Source organism: Streptomyces dengpaensis (genome assembly GCF_002946835.1).
Taxonomy (GTDB): domain Bacteria; phylum Actinomycetota; class Actinomycetes; order Streptomycetales; family Streptomycetaceae; genus Streptomyces; species Streptomyces dengpaensis.
This window is the reverse complement of sequence record NZ_CP026652.1, coordinates 7,167,509-7,183,074: the sequence shown is the minus strand read 5'-3', so window position 1 is coordinate 7,183,074 and position 15,566 is coordinate 7,167,509. Positions and strand designations below refer to the sequence as shown.

The 15,566-nt window shown below is 72.8% G+C and carries 12 protein-coding genes and 5 tRNA genes; 6 read left to right on the top strand and 11 right to left on the bottom strand.

Going from position 1 to position 15,566, the window contains the following annotated elements; translation table 11 throughout:
• Positions 1-20: 20 nt before the first annotated feature.
• Positions 21-842 (bottom strand): aminotransferase class IV, encoded by an 822-nt coding sequence (locus tag C4B68_RS33175; protein WP_099500196.1) that lies wholly within the window; start codon positions 840-842, stop codon positions 21-23.
• Complete coding sequence (locus C4B68_RS33170) at positions 839-1,999, bottom strand: chorismate-binding protein (protein WP_099500195.1); 1,161 nt, start codon at positions 1,997-1,999, stop codon at positions 839-841. Before C4B68_RS33170 ends, C4B68_RS33175 begins: the two co-directional genes overlap by 4 nt.
• A 168-nt stretch (positions 2,000-2,167) precedes the next feature.
• Here C4B68_RS33170 and C4B68_RS33165 point away from each other — a divergent pair.
• The 5 genes from C4B68_RS33165 (at position 2,168) to C4B68_RS33145 (ending at position 2,649) form a co-directional block, all read left to right on the top strand.
• Positions 2,168-2,240: transfer RNA gene (locus C4B68_RS33165), tRNA-Gly, on the top strand.
• 39 nt (positions 2,241-2,279) lie between these two features.
• Positions 2,280-2,353, top strand: a tRNA-Cys gene (locus tag C4B68_RS33160).
• Between the two features lies 1 nt (position 2,354).
• A tRNA-Val gene (locus tag C4B68_RS33155) sits at positions 2,355-2,426 on the top strand.
• Between the two features lie 36 nt (positions 2,427-2,462).
• Positions 2,463-2,534, top strand: a tRNA-Val gene (locus tag C4B68_RS33150).
• A 40-nt stretch (positions 2,535-2,574) separates the two neighbouring features.
• Positions 2,575-2,649: transfer RNA gene (locus tag C4B68_RS33145), tRNA-Val, on the top strand.
• 56 nt (positions 2,650-2,705) lie between these two features.
• Here the strand turns inward: C4B68_RS33145 and C4B68_RS33140 are convergent.
• The 4 genes from C4B68_RS33140 to C4B68_RS33120 all read right to left on the bottom strand — a co-directional run bounded on the left by C4B68_RS33140 (position 2,706) and on the right by C4B68_RS33120 (position 5,296).
• Positions 2,706-3,002: a TFIIB-type zinc ribbon-containing protein gene (locus C4B68_RS33140; RefSeq protein WP_099500194.1), complete on the bottom strand. Its 297-nt coding sequence runs from the start codon at positions 3,000-3,002 to the stop codon at positions 2,706-2,708.
• Positions 3,003-3,076: 74 nt separating this feature from the next.
• A complete protein-coding gene (locus C4B68_RS33135) occupies positions 3,077-4,051 on the bottom strand; it encodes an aminoglycoside phosphotransferase family protein (RefSeq protein WP_180289195.1) in 975 nt (324 codons plus the stop codon).
• A 562-nt stretch (positions 4,052-4,613) separates the two neighbouring features.
• Positions 4,614-4,823, bottom strand: a complete 210-nt coding sequence (locus tag C4B68_RS33125; RefSeq protein ID WP_099500192.1) for a hypothetical protein — start codon at positions 4,821-4,823, stop codon at positions 4,614-4,616.
• A 197-nt stretch (positions 4,824-5,020) separates the two neighbouring features.
• Positions 5,021-5,296, bottom strand: a complete 276-nt coding sequence (locus C4B68_RS33120) for a hypothetical protein (RefSeq protein WP_099500191.1) — start codon at positions 5,294-5,296, stop codon at positions 5,021-5,023.
• A 196-nt stretch (positions 5,297-5,492) separates the two neighbouring features.
• On the opposite strand from C4B68_RS33120, the gene C4B68_RS33115 reads away from it, so the two are divergent.
• A complete protein-coding gene (locus tag C4B68_RS33115; RefSeq protein WP_167459336.1) occupies positions 5,493-6,767 on the top strand; it encodes a serine/threonine-protein kinase in 1,275 nt (424 codons plus the stop codon).
• Positions 6,768-6,826: 59 nt separating this feature from the next.
• Here the strand turns inward: C4B68_RS33115 and C4B68_RS33110 are convergent, their stop codons facing one another.
• From C4B68_RS33110 to C4B68_RS33090, 5 genes are all read right to left on the bottom strand, one after another.
• Positions 6,827-7,645 carry a TrmH family RNA methyltransferase gene (locus C4B68_RS33110; protein WP_099500189.1) on the bottom strand — a complete coding sequence of 273 codons (819 nt, stop codon included), beginning with the start codon at positions 7,643-7,645 and terminating at the stop codon, positions 6,827-6,829.
• 64 nt (positions 7,646-7,709) lie between these two features.
• Positions 7,710-8,942, bottom strand: a complete 1,233-nt coding sequence (gene cobA, locus C4B68_RS33105; protein ID WP_099500188.1) for a uroporphyrinogen-III C-methyltransferase — start codon at positions 8,940-8,942, stop codon at positions 7,710-7,712.
• A 279-nt stretch (positions 8,943-9,221) separates the two neighbouring features.
• On the bottom strand, positions 9,222-13,058 hold the full coding sequence (gene cobT, locus C4B68_RS33100; protein ID WP_099500187.1) for a nicotinate-nucleotide--dimethylbenzimidazole phosphoribosyltransferase: 3,837 nt from the start codon (positions 13,056-13,058) through the stop codon (positions 9,222-9,224).
• A gap of 346 nt (positions 13,059-13,404) precedes the next feature.
• Positions 13,405-14,616, bottom strand: a complete 1,212-nt coding sequence (gene cbiE, locus C4B68_RS33095) for a precorrin-6y C5,15-methyltransferase (decarboxylating) subunit CbiE (RefSeq protein ID WP_099500186.1) — start codon at positions 14,614-14,616, stop codon at positions 13,405-13,407.
• Positions 14,617-14,792: 176 nt separating this feature from the next.
• Positions 14,793-15,431 (bottom strand): GNAT family N-acetyltransferase, encoded by a 639-nt coding sequence (locus C4B68_RS33090; protein ID WP_099500185.1) that lies wholly within the window; start codon positions 15,429-15,431, stop codon positions 14,793-14,795.
• Between the last annotated feature and the right edge of the window lie 135 nt (positions 15,432-15,566).

Sequence of the window (15,566 nt, the reverse complement as noted above, 5' to 3'; positions counted from 1 at the left end):
CGGATATTGAGCGGCGATCCCTACGGATCGAGGTCGTCCCCGGCCCGCTCGTCGAAGATGCGCATCGCCTTGGCGGTCACCGGGCCCGGCGCGCCCGGGAGTTCACGGCGGTCGACGCGGTGCACGGCCTGTACGTCCCGCAGCGTGGAGGTCAGGAAGACCTCGTCGGCGCGCTCCAGGACGTCCAGCGGCAGGTCGGTCTCCTTGGCGCCGGTCCACTCGACGGTGAGCGCGCGCGTGATGCCGGCGAGGCAGCCGGAGGCGACCGGCGGGGTGTGGATCTCGCCGTCGAGGACGACGAAGACGTTGGACCCCGTTCCCTCGCAGAGCTGACCGACCGTGTTGGCGAACAGCGCCTCGGTCGCCCCCTGTTCGCGCGCGCGGGCCAGGGCGACGACGTTCTCGGCGTACGAGGTGGTCTTGAGGCCCGTGAGGGCGCCGCGCTCGTTGCGGGTCCAGGGGACCGTGACGACGGCGGTGGAGTCGGGGCGCCGGGCGGACGCGCCGAGGGCGACGACCAGGGTCGGGCCGTGCTCGCCGCGGTCGGACCCGAGCGGGCCGTGGCCGCCGGTGTACGTGATGCGGAGCCTGCCGAGCGGCATCGGGTTGGCCTCGAGGACGGCGGCGCAGGCGCGGCGCACCTCGTCGAGGTCGGGGTCGGGCAGGCCGAGGCCGCGGGCCGAGCGGGTCAGCCGGTCGAGGTGGCGGGTCAGCGCGAACGGCCGCCCGTCGACCGCCTTCACGGTCTCGAAGATGCCGTCGCCGACGGTCAGTCCATGGTCGAAGACGGAGACGCGGGCGGTCTCGATCTCCTGCAGCTCGCCGTCGAGCCAAAGCTTCACTGGTGTCTACCTCGCAGGAATGTGCCGGATGCGTCGTCCGAGGTGTCTTTTCGGCCGGGGGGCCGGCCCACGGCGGAGCCCCTGTCGCCCGCTGCGTCCGCTGGATGGACACAGCTCGTCAGGGTCTCCCCGCTCGCCTCGTACGTCCCCGACGCTACCGCGAGCAGTCGGGAGGCCTTCAGTTCGGTCTCCCGCCACTCCCCTTCGGGGTCCGAGCCCCAGGTGATGCCCGCGCCCGTCCCGAACCGCAGGACCCCTTCCTCGCGGTCGATCCAGAAGGTGCGGATGCCGACGGCGAGCTCTCCGGTGCCGCGGTCGGCGTCGACCCAGCCGATGCCTCCGCAGTACGGGCCGCGGGGCGCGGTCTCCAGAGCCTCGATGATCCGCAGGGCGCTGGACTTGGGGGCGCCGGTGACCGAGCCGGGCGGGAAGGCGGCGGCGAGGAGCTCGGGCCAGCCGACGTCGTAGCGCAGTTCGCCGTGGACGGTGGAGACGAGGTGGACGAGGCCCGGGTGCTTCTCGACGACGCACAGGTCGGGGACGGTCACGGTGCCGGTGGCACAGACCCGGCCGATGTCGTTGCGGACGAGGTCCACGATCATGACGTTCTCGGCGTAGTCCTTCTCCAGGAGGTCCGCCTCGGTGCGTCCGGTGCCCTTGATCGGGCCCGACTCGACGACCCGGCCGCCGCGGCTCAGGAAGAGTTCGGGGGACGCGGTGGCGATCTCGACGCCGTGGCCGGGCAGGCGGATCGTTCCCGCGTACGGCGCCGGGTTGCCGCGGGCGAGCAGCGCGGTCAGTGCGTCGACGTCGGCGTCGGGGGCGACGGGCGCGGAGAGCACACGGCAGAGGTTGGCCTGATAGACCTCGCCGGCGGCTATGTGCTCGCGGATGCGGCGTACGCCCGCGGTGTACGCGGCGCGGTCGAGGGACGACTTCCAGTCACCTGCCGAGGGCCCCCGCCACCGCCCAGGTACCGGCGCGGGAACCGGCTCCTCTCGCACGTCTCCGAAGCGGGCGCAGATCAGACGCCCTTCGAAGTCGGCCGAGACGGCCCAGAAACCCGTAGAGTCCAAGGCCGCGGGATCGCTGGTGACGTCGCGGAGACCGGTCGCGACGAGGCCGCCGAAGCGGGCGAGAGGAGGGAGATCGAGCACGCAGTCGAGTCTAGGGCGGGTGACGTGCGGGTGCCCTGACCGTGTCCTTGGGCGGACCCTCGGGCAGACAGAGCGCAGCACGCTGCACAAACGCGTTTTTGTGCTGGCCCCGGAATCCGCTAGAGTTCAACACGTCGCCGGGACGCGCAAGCGAAACGGAAACGACAAGCGGACGTAGCTCAGTTGGTAGAGCGCAACCTTGCCAAGGTTGAGGTCGCCAGTTCGAACCTGGTCGTCCGCTCGCAGGAAGTGGGGGATCGTCCCGAACCCCTACACTCCTGGTGGAGTGGCCGAGAGGCGAGGCAACGGCCTGCAAAGCCGTCTACACGGGTTCAAATCCCGTCTCCACCTCCAAGGACGATTAGCTCAGCGGGAGAGCGCTTCCCTGACACGGAAGAGGTCACTGGTTCAATCCCAGTATCGTCCACTGGATCTTCCAGCAGTTCCGGAGAGATCCGAACCCGCGCGATTAGCTCAGCGGGAGAGCGCTTCCCTGACACGGAAGAGGTCACTGGTTCAATCCCAGTATCGCGCACGCAGTACCAGCAGCAAGTGTGGCTCCGGCCGCGCGACCTGCGCGATTAGCTCAGCGGGAGAGCGCTTCCCTGACACGGAAGAGGTCACTGGTTCAATCCCAGTATCGCGCACCAGCCGAAGCCCCCGGCCGTCTCGTACGGTCGGGGGCTTCGTCGTCCTCAGGACGGGATCAGGACGAGAAGAGCATCCGGCCGAAGCTCTTCTGGCGGTGGTGGCCGCCGTAGTGACCGCCGTGACCTCCGTGTCCGCCGTGCTGCGGGGCGCCCCAGGCGGGCGCGGGAGCGGAGGGGTAGGCACCCGGGGCGGGCGGAGGCGGGGCGGGCTGCGACCACTGCGACTCCAGGCGGGTCAGCGCCTCCAGCTCGCCGTAGTCCAGGAATATCCCGCGGCAGCCGCTGCACTGCTCGATCTGGACGCCATTGCGGTTGTACGTGTTCATCGGCGCATGGCACTTCGGACACTGCATGCTCGGCTCAACTCCTCGCCGGTCGGTACTGCTTCCGCCAGGACAGACTCTGTCCGGCTTCGGTCGGTTGCACCCTACGTCGGCAAACCGTGCGCCAACTCGGGCGGGGCGGTGCCCATTCGGTCACAGGCGTCGATGACGGCCTGCTGGACCTCGTCCAACGGCTGCCCGGCGGCGGCGGACTTGGCGATGGCCAGGGCCGCCGTCTGCACGGTGAGGGCGCGGGCCGCGACGTCGAGGGCGGGCCAGGGGTCGCCGTCGGCGGGGACGGCCGGCCCGGCCGCGCGCCGGTAGGCGGTCAGGAAGCGCAGCCACTCGTCGGGCGGGAGCAGACCGCATGCATACCAGGCGGCCGGGCGGGCCAGGTCCCAGGCCGGAGTGCCGACGCCCAGGTCGTCGACGTCGATGAGAAGCCAGGGGCCGGCCGGCGCGGGGTGGCGGACGAGCTGGCCGAGGTGCAGGTCCCCGTGGCACAGGGTCGTGGCCTCCGGCATCGGGGCCTCGGCGCGGGCCCAGGCGGGCAGGCCGGCCCAGGCGCGCAGGACGGGGGCGGCGGCCGGGTGCGGGCCGGCCGCCCTGAGCCGGGCGATCGCGGTGGCCGCCTTGCGGGGGCCGCGCATGGGCGGCAGGCCGTGCGGAGCGGGGGTGCGGTGCAGGCGGGCCAGCAGGGTGGCGGCGGCCTCCCAGGGGGCCGCGTCCGGGTTCTCCGGGTCTACGGGGCTGCCGTACGGCCAGAAGGTGACCTGGCGGCCGTGGAGGGCGACGGGGGCCGGGCTGAGTGGGGTGAGGAGGATGCCGCGGAGGGCGGGGTGCGTGGTGGCCGCCAGGCGGCGGGAGAGTTCGGTGGGGTCTGTGCCGGGGGCGTGGGCCTTGGCCACCGTGTCGCCGTGGCGGACGACGGTGCCGTCGTCGCGGTCGGCGAGGACCTTGTCCATGGTCCCGCAGGGGCAGGGGGCCGTCGCCGTCATCGTCGCCGCCATCCCCGGCGCCGGGTGAGCTTCGAGGCGGGTCTTTGCGGTGAGTGCGGGGAGCAGGGAGTTGGCGCTCACGGGTCCTTCTGGGGTACGGGTCTGGGGGTGAGCGTACGGGGGTGGGGGGGCCGGGGGTTTGGGGGGCCCGGGGCGGGTGTGTGGGTACCCGGGCATGGGAGCCCCCGGCGTTGGGGGTGCCTGGCGTTGGGGGCCCGGCGTTGGGGCCCCGCCGTGGGCACATAGGAGCACCCGGGCGGGCGGGCGGTACCCGGCGTGGGTGCTGAACTCGAGGGGGGTGCGCTTACCTGCGCTTGCAGGGTGCCGCTGCGCCCACCCGTGCCGCCCCAGCGGCACGACTGCCCGCAGCCAGGACGCAGGGGTGGGCAGCCGCCCTCAGCGGCGCGAGCGCCCGCAGCTACGGCTACAAACCCCCCACGCACCGCAACCATCAATTCAGGAACCACGACGGCGAGCAACCAGGTCCGCGAGAGCGGCGCCGGTTCAGGCGCAAAAAGACGTAAATGCCCGCGCAGCTCCCCAGCTGCGCGGGCATTTGTGCCGTCCGCCGCACCCCCGTCCCCACGGGGTTTCATGGCCGGATGTCCCCGCCCGGACCGCTCTTCCGGGCCTGGGGCGCCGCTCAGCGCCCCAGCATCACGCCCACGGACGACGCTTGTGTGACCACCGCTTCCCAGCCGCCGAAGGCGACTACGAGCAGGGCCGCCAGGGGCAGGACCATCGCTGTCGCCACCAGCGGGTGGCGCCGGCCCTGGCGGCGGGTGCCGAACGCGGCGCCGTACGCCTTGCGTCCCTGCGTGCGGAGCGCTGTCCGCGATGCCGTGTGGGCCATGGTCCTCTCCTGACCGAGCTTCTGTTGTGTTGGCAGCGGCGGGTGTCTGACCTCGGGGGACGAGTGCTGCACCCGCCGCTTGACCTCAAATCTAGGCGCGCCGCGGTGCTGGGGCGTCATGCCCTCGTACCGATTGGCGGGCCTCCCGGAGGATGAGCGATGACCGGCGGTGTACTCCGCTGGGTGGAGATGAGGACCTAGGTCTCAGGGTCTTCCCGGAGGGGGCGTCCTGCGTCCCCGGACCGTTCCGAGCTGTCCTCCCTGGGGACCGGCTGCTCCACCAGCGCCAGCACCCGGGTCGCCATGAAACGGGCGGTTCGCACCACCGAACCGCTTCGGGTGACTTCGCTCACTTCCACGACACCTCGGCGTACCGCCGTCTCCACCCGGCGGCCCGCCCTGCTCGCCACCACCTCGTACGTACGCGTCGTGTCACCGGCGTCCACGACTATCTCCACACGGTCACCCTTCACGGGCTCAATCCCCCTTCTGCGACGGAGGGTTGGGATCACAGGCAGCCCAAAGCCGTCCTGATCGCACGCTCCCTGACCACCTCTCAAGTTTCGCACCCGGCACTGACAATCGATCGGGCCGAGAGGGCGCGGCCTCTGCGCGCCCCCGGCCGCGGAAACGTAAGCTGTGGCTCGTCAAATGGACCGGGCAGCGGGGATGGACATGGCGATGATGCGCCTGAGGCGCGAGGACCCGCGTGTCGTCGGCTCGTTCAGGCTTCACAGACGGCTCGGCGCGGGCGGGATGGGCGTTGTCTACCTGGGCTCCGACCGGCGTGGCCAGCGGGTCGCACTGAAGGTGATCCGACCGGATCTGGCGGAGGATCAGGAGTTCCGGTCGCGGTTCGCCCGCGAGGTTTCTGCGGCCCGGCGCATCAGGGGCGGCTGCACGGCGCGGCTCGTCGCCGCGGATCTGGAGGCGGAACGGCCGTGGTTCGCCACGCAGTACGTGCCGGGTCCCTCCCTGCACGACAAGGTCGCCGAGGAGGGCCCGCTGTCGGCCGCCGACGTCGCCGCCGTCGGTGCCGCCCTCTCCGAGGGGCTCGTCGCCGTGCATGAGGCCGGGGTCGTCCATCGGGATCTCAAACCGTCCAACATCCTGCTGTCCCCGAAGGGGCCGCGGATCATCGACTTCGGCATCGCCTGGGCGACGGGCGCCTCGACACTGACGCACGTCGGTACGGCCGTCGGCTCGCCCGGCTTCCTCGCCCCCGAGCAGGTGCGCGGAGCTGCCGTCACCCCGGCCACGGACGTGTTCGCGCTCGGGGCCACGCTCGCGTACGCGGCGACCCAGGACTCGCCCTTCGGGCACGGCAGTTCGGAAGTGATGCTCTACAGGGTGGTGCACGAGGAGCCCCAACTGCAAGGTGTTCCGGACGCCCTGGCTCCGCTCGTACGGGCGTGTCTGGCGAAGGACCCCGAGGAGCGGCCCAGCACCCTCCAACTGTCCCTGCGGCTCAAGGAGATCGCGGCCCGCGAGGCACAGGGCATGGGGGATGTACGGCCGCCCGCGCCGCGCACGGATCCCGACCGGCCGACGGGACGCCTGGCCGAGCAGCGCACCCAGCGGCGTCCGCAGGGCACTCCCCCGCCGCGCACGGGCGGGACGAACGGCGGCACACGGCCGGGTGCGCGCCCCGCGCCCGCCCGGAACACCGGCCGCACCGGCAACAGGCCCGCGCCCCGCAGCGGTACCGGGCGTTCCGCGCCCCGGACCACGGGCACCGGGCGGCGGCCCGCCAACCCGCGGCTGCTGCGCCAGCGGCTCTTCGTGTTCGTCGTGGTGACGCTGCTCGTCGCCCTCGGCATCGCCGCGGCGCAGGGGTGCCAAGGGCCCGCGCGCGGGCTGCATCACGGGGGTGCCGGCCAGGACGTACGGCAGGTGCGCACCTACGAGCCGCTGCCGACGGAACGGCTGAGCACGGAGCGTTGACCACGGTCGTCCGTGATGGGTCGCGCCAACGCCCCCTGCTGTTGACGGGGCGCGGGCGCCTAGCCCTGCGGGCGCCCCGTGGTCACCGCGTAGAAGGCCACCGCGGCCGCCGCGCCTACATTGAGGGAGTCGACGCCGTGGGCCATGGGGATGCGGACCCATTCGTCCGCCGCCATCAGGGCCTTCGTGGAGAGGCCGTCGCCCTCCGCGCCGAGCATCAGCGCGACGCGGTCCATACGGTGCGGGGCGGCCTCGTCGAGGGACTTCGCCTTCTCGTCCGGCGTGAGGGCGAGCAGCGTGAAGCCGGCGTCGCGGACCGACTCCAGGCCCTTGGGCCAGGTGTCGAGACGCGCGTACGGGACCGAGAAGACCGCGCCCATGGAGACCTTCACGGACCGGCGGTAAAGCGGGTCGGCGCAGTCCGGGGAGAGCAGGACCGCGTCCATGCCGAGGGCGGCGGCCGAGCGGAAGATCGCGCCGATGTTGGTGTGGTCGTTGACCGACTCCATGACGACCACCCGGCGCGCGGACCGCAGGAGTTCCTCCGCCGCCGGCAGCGGCTTGCGCTGCATGGAGGCGAGCGCACCGCGGTGCACGTGATAGCCGGTGACCTGCTCGGCCAGCTCCGGGCTGACGGCGTACACCGGGGCCGGGAGTTCGTCGATGACGTCGCGCATGACGTCGACCCACTTGGCGGAGAGCAGCATCGAGCGCATCTCGTACCCGGCGTCCTTGGCCCGTCTGATGACCTTCTCGCCCTCGGCGATGAACAGGCCCTCGGCGGGTTCGCGCTTGCGGCGCAACTCCACGTCGGTCAGGCCCGTGTAGTCGCGCAGACGCGGGTCGTCGGGGTTCTCAATGGTGATGAGATCGGCCACAGGGTGATACTGCCTTGTCCTGGATGCGGTGCCAACGGCTGGGGACGGGTTGGGTTACCCGTGGTTACTTGTGAAGTCCGGGGCCTACGTTCACGACCTCGCCGATGACGATCACCGCCGGGGGCTTCACGTCCTCGGTGCGTACGGTCTCGGCGACCGTCGCCAGGGTCGCATCGACGCGGCGCTGCGCGGCGGTCGTGCCCTCCTGGACGAGGGCCACGGGGGTGTCGGCCGGCTTTCCGTGCGCGACGAGGGTTTCGGCGATCTTGCCGATCTTGTCGACGCCCATGAGGACGACGAGCGTGCCCCGCAGCTTCGCCAGGGACGCCCAGTCGACGAGTGACCGTTCGTCGTCGGGCGCGACATGCCCGCTGACCACGGTGAACTCATGCGCGACACCCCGGTGGGTGACCGGGATGCCGGCCGCGCCCGGCACCGAGATCGAGCTGGAGATGCCGGGGACGACCGTGCAGGCGATGCCCGCCTCGGCGAGCGCCAGGGCCTCCTCCATGCCGCGGCCGAAGACGAACGGGTCACCGCCCTTGAGTCGTACGACGGACTTGCCCTGCTTCGCGTGCTCGATCAGCGCGTTGTTGATGGCCTCCTGGGCCATGTAACGGCCGTACGGGATCTTCGCCGCGTCGATCACCTCGACGTGCGGCGGGAGTTCGGCGAGCAGATCGCGCGGGCCGAGGCGGTCCGCGATGACCACGTCGGCCTCGGCGAGCAGACGGCGGCCGCGGACGGTGATCAGGTCCGGGTCGCCGGGGCCGCCGCCGACCAGGGCGACGCCCGGCGTGCGGGTGCGGTGGTGCGGCGCCACCAGGGTGCCGTCGCGGAGGCCCTCCACCACGGCGTCACGGATCGCGGCGGTGTGGCGGGGGTCGCGGCCCTTGGCCTCCGTCGTGAGGACCGCCACCGTCACGCCCGCGCTGTGGCCCGTGGCCGGGGTCCAGGCGGTCGCCGCGTCGGCGTCGTCGGAGCGGACGCACCAGACGCGGTGCCGCTCCGCCTCGGCGGAGGCCGCGGTATTCGCCGTGGGGTCACTGGTGGCGATCAGCGCGTACCAGGCGTCGGCGAGGTCGCCGTCCTCGTACGGGCGCTTCGTCCAGGTGATCTCGCCCGCGTCGGCCATCGCCTCGACGGACGGGGTCGCCTGCGGGGATACGAGGTGGATGTCCGCGCCTGCCGCGATGAGCGCCGGGAGGCGGCGTTGGGCCACCTGGCCGCCGCCGAGGACGACCACGCGGCGGCCGGTGAGGCGGAGGCCTACGGGGTAGGCGGGGTGTTCGGCCATGGCGGTGCGGCTCCTCGTGCGGGGCTTTGCTGGGCGGGGCCCCTACGGCTCTGGAGTTGCCCCTGACATGCGGATTTTAGGGTGCGGGGCGGGTGGGGGGCTGGGCTGGGTGGGGTTTCTTTCCCCAAGCCCAGCCCCTTCCCGAAACCGGGGGCTGCGCCCCCGGACCCCCCGTTCGTCTGCGGGCTGTGGGCGGCTGTGCCCACCCGTTCCGCCGCTGGGGATACCTCCCAGGCCCTTAAGGCACTGGGGAGGAACGACTGCCCACAGCCGCGGCACTTACTTCTCGGTCACCCCTGCCGAATCGAAGGTCGCCACCTCGTGCATCGCCCTCGCCGCGCTCTGCACGACCGGGAGTGCCAGCAACGCGCCCGTGCCCTCGCCCAGGCGGAGGTCCAGGTCGACCAGCGGGCGCAGGCCCAGCTTGTTCAGGGCGGCCACGTGGCCGGGCTCGGCACTGCGGTGGCCCGCGATGCAGGCCGCGAGGGCCTCGGGGGCGATAGCGCGGGCCACGAGGGCGGCGGCGCCGGCGCTGACGCCGTCCAGGATCACCGGCGTACGGAGGGAGGCGCCGCCGAGGAGGAGGCCGACCATGGCGGCGTGTTCGAGGCCGCCGATGGCCGCGAGGACGCCGATGGGGTCGGCGGGGTCCGGCTGGTGGAGTTCGATGGCGCGGCGTACGACCTCGGTCTTGCGGGCCAGGGTCTCGTCGTTGATGCCGGTGCCCCGGCCCGTCACCTCGGACGGGTCGGTGCCCGTGAAGACCGAGATCAGGGCAGCGGACGCCGTCGTGTTGGCGATGCCCATTTCGCCGGTCAGCAGCGCCTTGTTGCCCGCCGCCACCAGGTCGCGGGCGGTCTCGATGCCCACCTCGATCGCCGCGATGACGTCCTCGCGGGTCAGCGCGGGGCCCGTCGTCATGTCGGCGGTGCCCGCGCGGACCTTGCGCGGCAGAAGACCCGGGGTCGCGGGGAGGTCGGAGGCGACACCCACGTCGACGACGCAGACCTCGGCGCCCACCTGGTTGGCGAAGGCGTTGCAGACCGCGCCGCCGCCGAGGAAGTTGGCCACCATCTGGGCGGTGACCTCCTGCGGCCAGGGGGTGACGCCCTGGGCATGCACGCCGTGGTCGCCCGCGAAGATCGCGACGGCGGCCGGCTCCGGGATCGGCGGCGGGCACATCCGGGACAGGCCCGACAGCTGTGCGGAGATGATCTCCAGCATGCCGAGCGCACCTGCGGGCTTGGTCATCCGCTTCTGGCGCTCCCACGCCTCGCCGAGCGCCTTGGCGTCGAGCGGGCGGATGTTGGAGACCGTCTCGGCGAGCAGGTCGTGCGGCTCCTCGCCGGGCAGGGCGCGACGGCCGTACGTCTCCTCGTGCACGACCCAGGACAGCGGGCGGCGCTTGGACCAGCCGGCCTGCATCAGCTCGGGCTCGTCCGGGAACTCGTCGACGTAGCCGACGCAGAGGTACGCCACCACTTCGAGGTGCTCGGGGAGGCCGAGGGCGCGGACCATCTCGCGCTCGTCGAAGAAGCTGACCCAGCCGACGCCGAGGCCCTCGGCGCGGGCCGCGAGCCACAGGTTCTCGACCGCGAGCGCGGAGGAGTACGGGGCCATCTGCGGCTGGGTGTGACGGCCCAGGGTGTGGCGGCCGCCGCGGGTCGGGTCGGCGGTGACGACGATGTTCACCGGGGTGTCGAGGATGGCCTCGATCTTCAGTTCCTTGAACTGCTTCGCACGGCCCTTGGGCAGCGACTTCGCGTACGCCTCGCGCTGACGGGTCGCCAGTTCGTGCATCGACCGCCGGGTCTCGGCGGAGCGGATGACGACGAAGTCCCAGGGCTGGGAGTGGCCGACGGACGGCGCGGTGTGCGCGGCCTCCAGCACGCGGAGCAGGACGTCGTGCGGGATCGGGTCGCTGCGGAAGCCGTTGCGGATGTCGCGGCGCTCGCGCATCACGCGCAGCACGGCCTCGCGCTCGGCGTCGCCGTATCCGGGTGCCGCCGGGCCGGTGGACTCTCGTACGTCTTCCACTGCGGCCGTGCTCTCTTCCTGGTCGGCGCCCTGGGTGTCCAGGTCATCCGCTTGCTGTGCGACTACGGGCTCCGGGGCCGCGGCGGGCGGCTCCGGCACGAGGGGTGTCTCGGTTTCGGCTTCGGGTTCGCGGGGCGCCGGTACGACGGGCGGAGCGATCGGCTCCGCTTCGGCGGCGGGGCTCTGCGCGGCAGTTTCCGAGGATCGCTCGGCGGGCTCCTCTGCGGGCTCCTCGGTGACCTGCTCGGTGAGCTGCTCGGTGAGCTGCTCGGTGATCTGGTCCGCGTTCTGGTCGACGATCTCCTCGGCGGGGGCGGGCGCCATCGCGATCGCCTCCTCCGCGGGCTCCTCGGCCGTGGGCTGCTCCTCAACGGGGAGGGGCGGCACGGTCATGGCGTGCGGCGGGGTCGGGGCCAGGTGCGGAGTCGTCGGCACCGTGCCCTCCACGGGGACGAACTGGCCGAGGCTGTGGTCCGCGTGAGACTCCACAGGAGCGCCTGGGAGCCCGGACGCACCTGCCGCGTCCCCGGCACCGGGGAAGTGCTGCTCGCCGTGGGACCCGCCCACGGACGCCTGGGGGGCCTCCGCGTGGGCGGTCACCCCAACCGGCACTCCGTGCGACTCCTCGGCGGCGTCGGTCGCGGCGAAGGCGGCCGGATCCGCGAACTGCTGGGCCGGGAAGGCTTCCAGGCCGGGGACCACACCGCCGTACGAGGCGTCCGCGTCCACAGTGAGCGCTGCCTGCGCGGGGGCGCGAACGTGCGGCGCGTGCTCCGCGAGCGGCGGCGCGGCCTCCGCGTGAGATCGCGCGTCCGCGAACTGGGCGGCAGATTCCGGGATATGGACACCGGGGTTCCCGAACTGGTGGGCCTGGGCGGGGACCTGGGCCTCGGGCTCGGCCGCGGCTGCTCCATCGGCTCCGTAGGCGGCCGGGGCGACGGCGATCTGGTCGACGGCGGCCGGGGCGACGGCAGCCGGGTCGGCGATCTGCTGCGGGGCGTCGTGCGCCGCCTGAGCGGGCGTGAAGTGCTCGCCGTCCGCCGGGATCCGCGCCGGTGCGGCCTCGTGCGCGGATACGTGGACGTGGACGTCGCCGCCTGCGTGTCCGGGGAACTCGGTGGCGTCGGCCGCGTGGAGGGCGTGGGGAAACTCCGGGGTCGCCGGTGCTTCCGGTGCCGCCGACGCCGCAGGCAAGGGCGTCGCGTCCGCAGTCTGTCCGGCATGCGCGGCCCGCGGGTCGAGCGAGCCGTCCAGGGCGGGCACGGCCTCGGGAGCCTGCGCTTCCGCGGGGCCCTGGGGGGCGCCCTGCGGGGCGAACGAACCCTCCGCGACCTGGACCGCGTGCACGGGCGGCTGGACCTCGGCGACCCCCGCCTGGGCCGCCTCCACCGGAGCGGCCTCCGCGCCCCGCGGCGCCTCAGCGGCACCCGGGACCTCGTGGGCCATCACGGGCGCAGGCGTCTGCCCGGCCTCCGGGACGACCGTTTCTGCGCCCGCCGCCTCGGAGGCGACCGGCGGAGCGCCCCACGGCACCGCGCCCTGCGGCGGGGTCTCGCCGAACTGCGAGACATCGAGGTACTCGGGCCCGACCGTCGGCGGACCCGCGTGCCGTACGGGAGTTACGGGAGCGGCCGCGGGCGCCGGGGCGACGGGAGCGGGGCTCACCGGCGCGCCCGCCGGGCCGCGGTCGGCCAGCGAGCGCACCGGGCTCGACGAACCGTCGGGCGTCGGCGGGCCCAGGTGCAGCGGGCGGCGTGGCGGCGTCGGCTGCGGGGCGGGCGCGGGACTCGGCATGCGGACAGCGCCGAGGTCGACGGAGCCGCTGTCGCGCCCGGCCGTCTCGTGCGGACCCGGCTCGTGCGGACCCGGCTCGTGGACGAACGGCACCGGGGCAGGCGGCGGCACCTCGTTGCCCCACGCGCCCTGCGCTCCGGGCATCAGGAGCAGGTCGTCGTCTTCGGCGGGGTTCTCGGAGGGGTCGAGGAAGGTGTACGCGCCCGGCGCGGTGACGCCCGGCTGCTCCACCATGCCTGCGTTCTCCGGCAGTCCCTCGCCCGGGACCTGGCCGGTGTCGGTCATGCGTACCCCTCGCCCATCGGTTAGTGCTTCCAAGTCCAGCTCGCCCGGAACGGCGCACCGACCGCCCCACAGTCAAGAACGAGCGTGCGTGCCCAGCGGCACGAATGACCGGCCCAGAAAGACGACAAAGCCATTAACTGGCATTGTCCCGGTCGTCCCGCCTCCGCGTCACCTTGATCCGCGAGGCCCCGCTGTGGACTGCGCCACGTTGCGCGTCCTCCGGCTTCTGCCGTACCACACACGCCTCAAAACGGGCGCGTTTTCCGGACATTGACCTACGAAAGGCCGACCCCCCGGGAGCGGTACAACGATCGGCCAGCCTACCGCGCGCGGTATGACGACAGGATCACGGGGCGCGATCAGGCAGGCGTCCGGCGATGAGGAACGCAACGCTCCGTTCCTTCTCCGTCCAGGCCCTCGTGTCGAGTTCGACGGACTGGATGAGGGCGCACTCGACCTGGTAGCCGTGCTCCGTCAGGTCCCGGCCGATGAGTTCGGCCGCGTCGCGGGTCGCGGCGTGCGTCACGATGCGCTGCGGACGGCGGTCGGCGACGGCCGAGACCACCGCCGCTCCCCCGCCCCCGACGCGTACGACGTCGGGCTCGGGAAGGTTCTCCAGGACATGCGGCGCGGTGCCCTGCACGATCTGCATCTGGACGCCGAAGCGGCGCGCGGAGTCCTCGGTGCGGGCGCAGGAGCCCGGGTTGCGGTCGACCGCGAGGACGGCGGCGCCGGTGCGCGCGGCCTCCGTGGCGAAGGCGCCGCTGCCGGAGCCGATGTCCCAGACGAGGTCGCCGACGCGCGGGCCCAGGCGGGCGAGTTGGGCGGCGCGCAGCAGATCCGTTTCGCCTTCGCCGAGCGCACCTCCGTACGCCTCGGCGGGCAGCGCCCAGCCGCGCGGTCCGCTGCCGGGGTCGCGACCGGCGGTCCAGCCGCCGCCCTCGGCCGCGGCCACGAAGCCGCCGATGACGATGACGACGTTGGGGTCGCGCCAGGTGTGGTCGGCGACCTTGTCGGAGGTGAGGATCGTGACGCGTTCGCGGGCGGTGCCGAGTTCCTCGCAGATGACGAAGGTGCGGTGCACTCCTTCGAGGAGCAGACCGAGTTCGGCGGGGCCGGCGCCGGGAGAGGTGAGGACAGCGACCTTAGTGTGGGCGCGACATACATTCACCGCGCGTCGCAGGGTGCGGGCATGTGCGACGACCACCTGTGCGTCGTCCCAGGGCATTCCGGCGCGGGCGAAGGCGGCGGCCACCGAGGAGACGGCGGGCACGACTTCGACCTCCAGGCCGAACTCGGGGCCTCGCAGGGTACGTACGACTCCGAAGAAGCCCGGGTCACCGTCGGCGAGGACGACGGCGGTGCCCCGGTGGTTCGCGATCCGGCGGGCGGCGAGGGCGACGCTGCCGAGGCGGATGCGTTCGGCGGCCGCGGGCACCTCGGGGAGCGCGAGGTGGTGGCCCGCGCCGGCCACCAGCGTGGCGGCACCGAGCGCCGAGCGCGCCGCGGCAGTCAGCGGCGAGCCGTCCCAGCCGATCACCGTGACCCGGTCGGCCATCGTCGTCAGTCTCCAGAAGGTTTACGCAGGTCGTCAGGGGCAGCCCACGGTCGGGGCGGGCTCCGTGAGGGTACCTGGTGCGGCCGGACGGCGCAGCGACGGGCTCCGGGGCGTGGGAGCGGTCCCGCGGAGGTGGCGCGGGACTCCCGAGTCCCTGGTCGAGGCTCCCGTGGTTCTCAGTTCCAGTCGGAGTACGACGTGAATCCACCGGAGTCGGCGAGCTGCTCGCCGACTCCTTCGAGGTCCTCCGGGAGCAGGCTCCATACGATGAAGTCGGTGCGCACGTCGACCCAGGTTCCGTCCTCGGTACGGGTGCGGGCTATGCAGGCGTTGCGCAGGACGCCCTCGCTGATACAGCCCAGCTTCTGGGCGACCTGCTGCGAGGCGGTGTTGTCGGCGGCCGTACGCAGTTCGATGCGCTCGAACTTCTGGTCGCCGAAGAGCCATCGGGCGGTGGCGAGCGCCGCCTCGGAGGCGTAGCCCTCGCCGCGCGCCCAGGGGGCGATGATGTACGAGAGTTCGGTGGACCGTACGTGCCAGTTCGTCTTGCCGAGCTGGATGACGCCGACCAGGCGCTGGGTGAGGAACTCGGTGACGGCGAGGTCGAGTCCGCGGCCCTCCGTGCGTTCCGTGGGCGCGTACTCGGTGATCCAGGTGCGGGCGCCTTCCTCGGTGAAGGGCTGGGGCACCGACGTCCAGGCCGCCACCATCTCGTCGTTCATCATCTCGGCCAGCGCGGGTACGTCGTCCTCGTCGAGCGCACGCAGGACCAACCGCTCCGTGCTGATGGAGATGTCGGGGAAGGTGCTCGTCATGCGCCGCTCCGTAACCGTCGGGACTTCGGGGCCGCGGGAAACCGGTCGGCCCGTTGAACTGCCCAGCATGCAGCATGAAAGCACTGAACTGCACCACGGGGTCGTCCCCCACTGCCCGAAGGGCGTGGGGGACCC

Bases quoted from the DNA above. Each gene is read 5' to 3' on its own strand.
- C4B68_RS33115 (WP_167459336.1), top strand. From the start codon at position 5,493: ATGGACATGGCGATGATGCGCCTGAGGCGCGAGGACCCGCGTGTCGTC.
- cobA (WP_099500188.1), bottom strand. From the start codon at position 8,942: ATGGCCGAACACCCCGCCTACCCCGTAGGCCTCCGCCTCACCGGCCGC.
- cobT (WP_099500187.1), bottom strand. From the start codon at position 13,058: ATGACCGACACCGGCCAGGTCCCGGGCGAGGGACTGCCGGAGAACGCA.
- C4B68_RS33140 (WP_099500194.1), bottom strand. From the start codon at position 3,002: ATGCAGTGTCCGAAGTGCCATGCGCCGATGAACACGTACAACCGCAAT.
- cbiE (WP_099500186.1), bottom strand. From the start codon at position 14,616: ATGGCCGACCGGGTCACGGTGATCGGCTGGGACGGCTCGCCGCTGACT.
- C4B68_RS33125 (WP_099500192.1), bottom strand. From the start codon at position 4,823: ATGGCCCACACGGCATCGCGGACAGCGCTCCGCACGCAGGGACGCAAG.
- C4B68_RS33090 (WP_099500185.1), bottom strand. From the start codon at position 15,431: ATGACGAGCACCTTCCCCGACATCTCCATCAGCACGGAGCGGTTGGTC.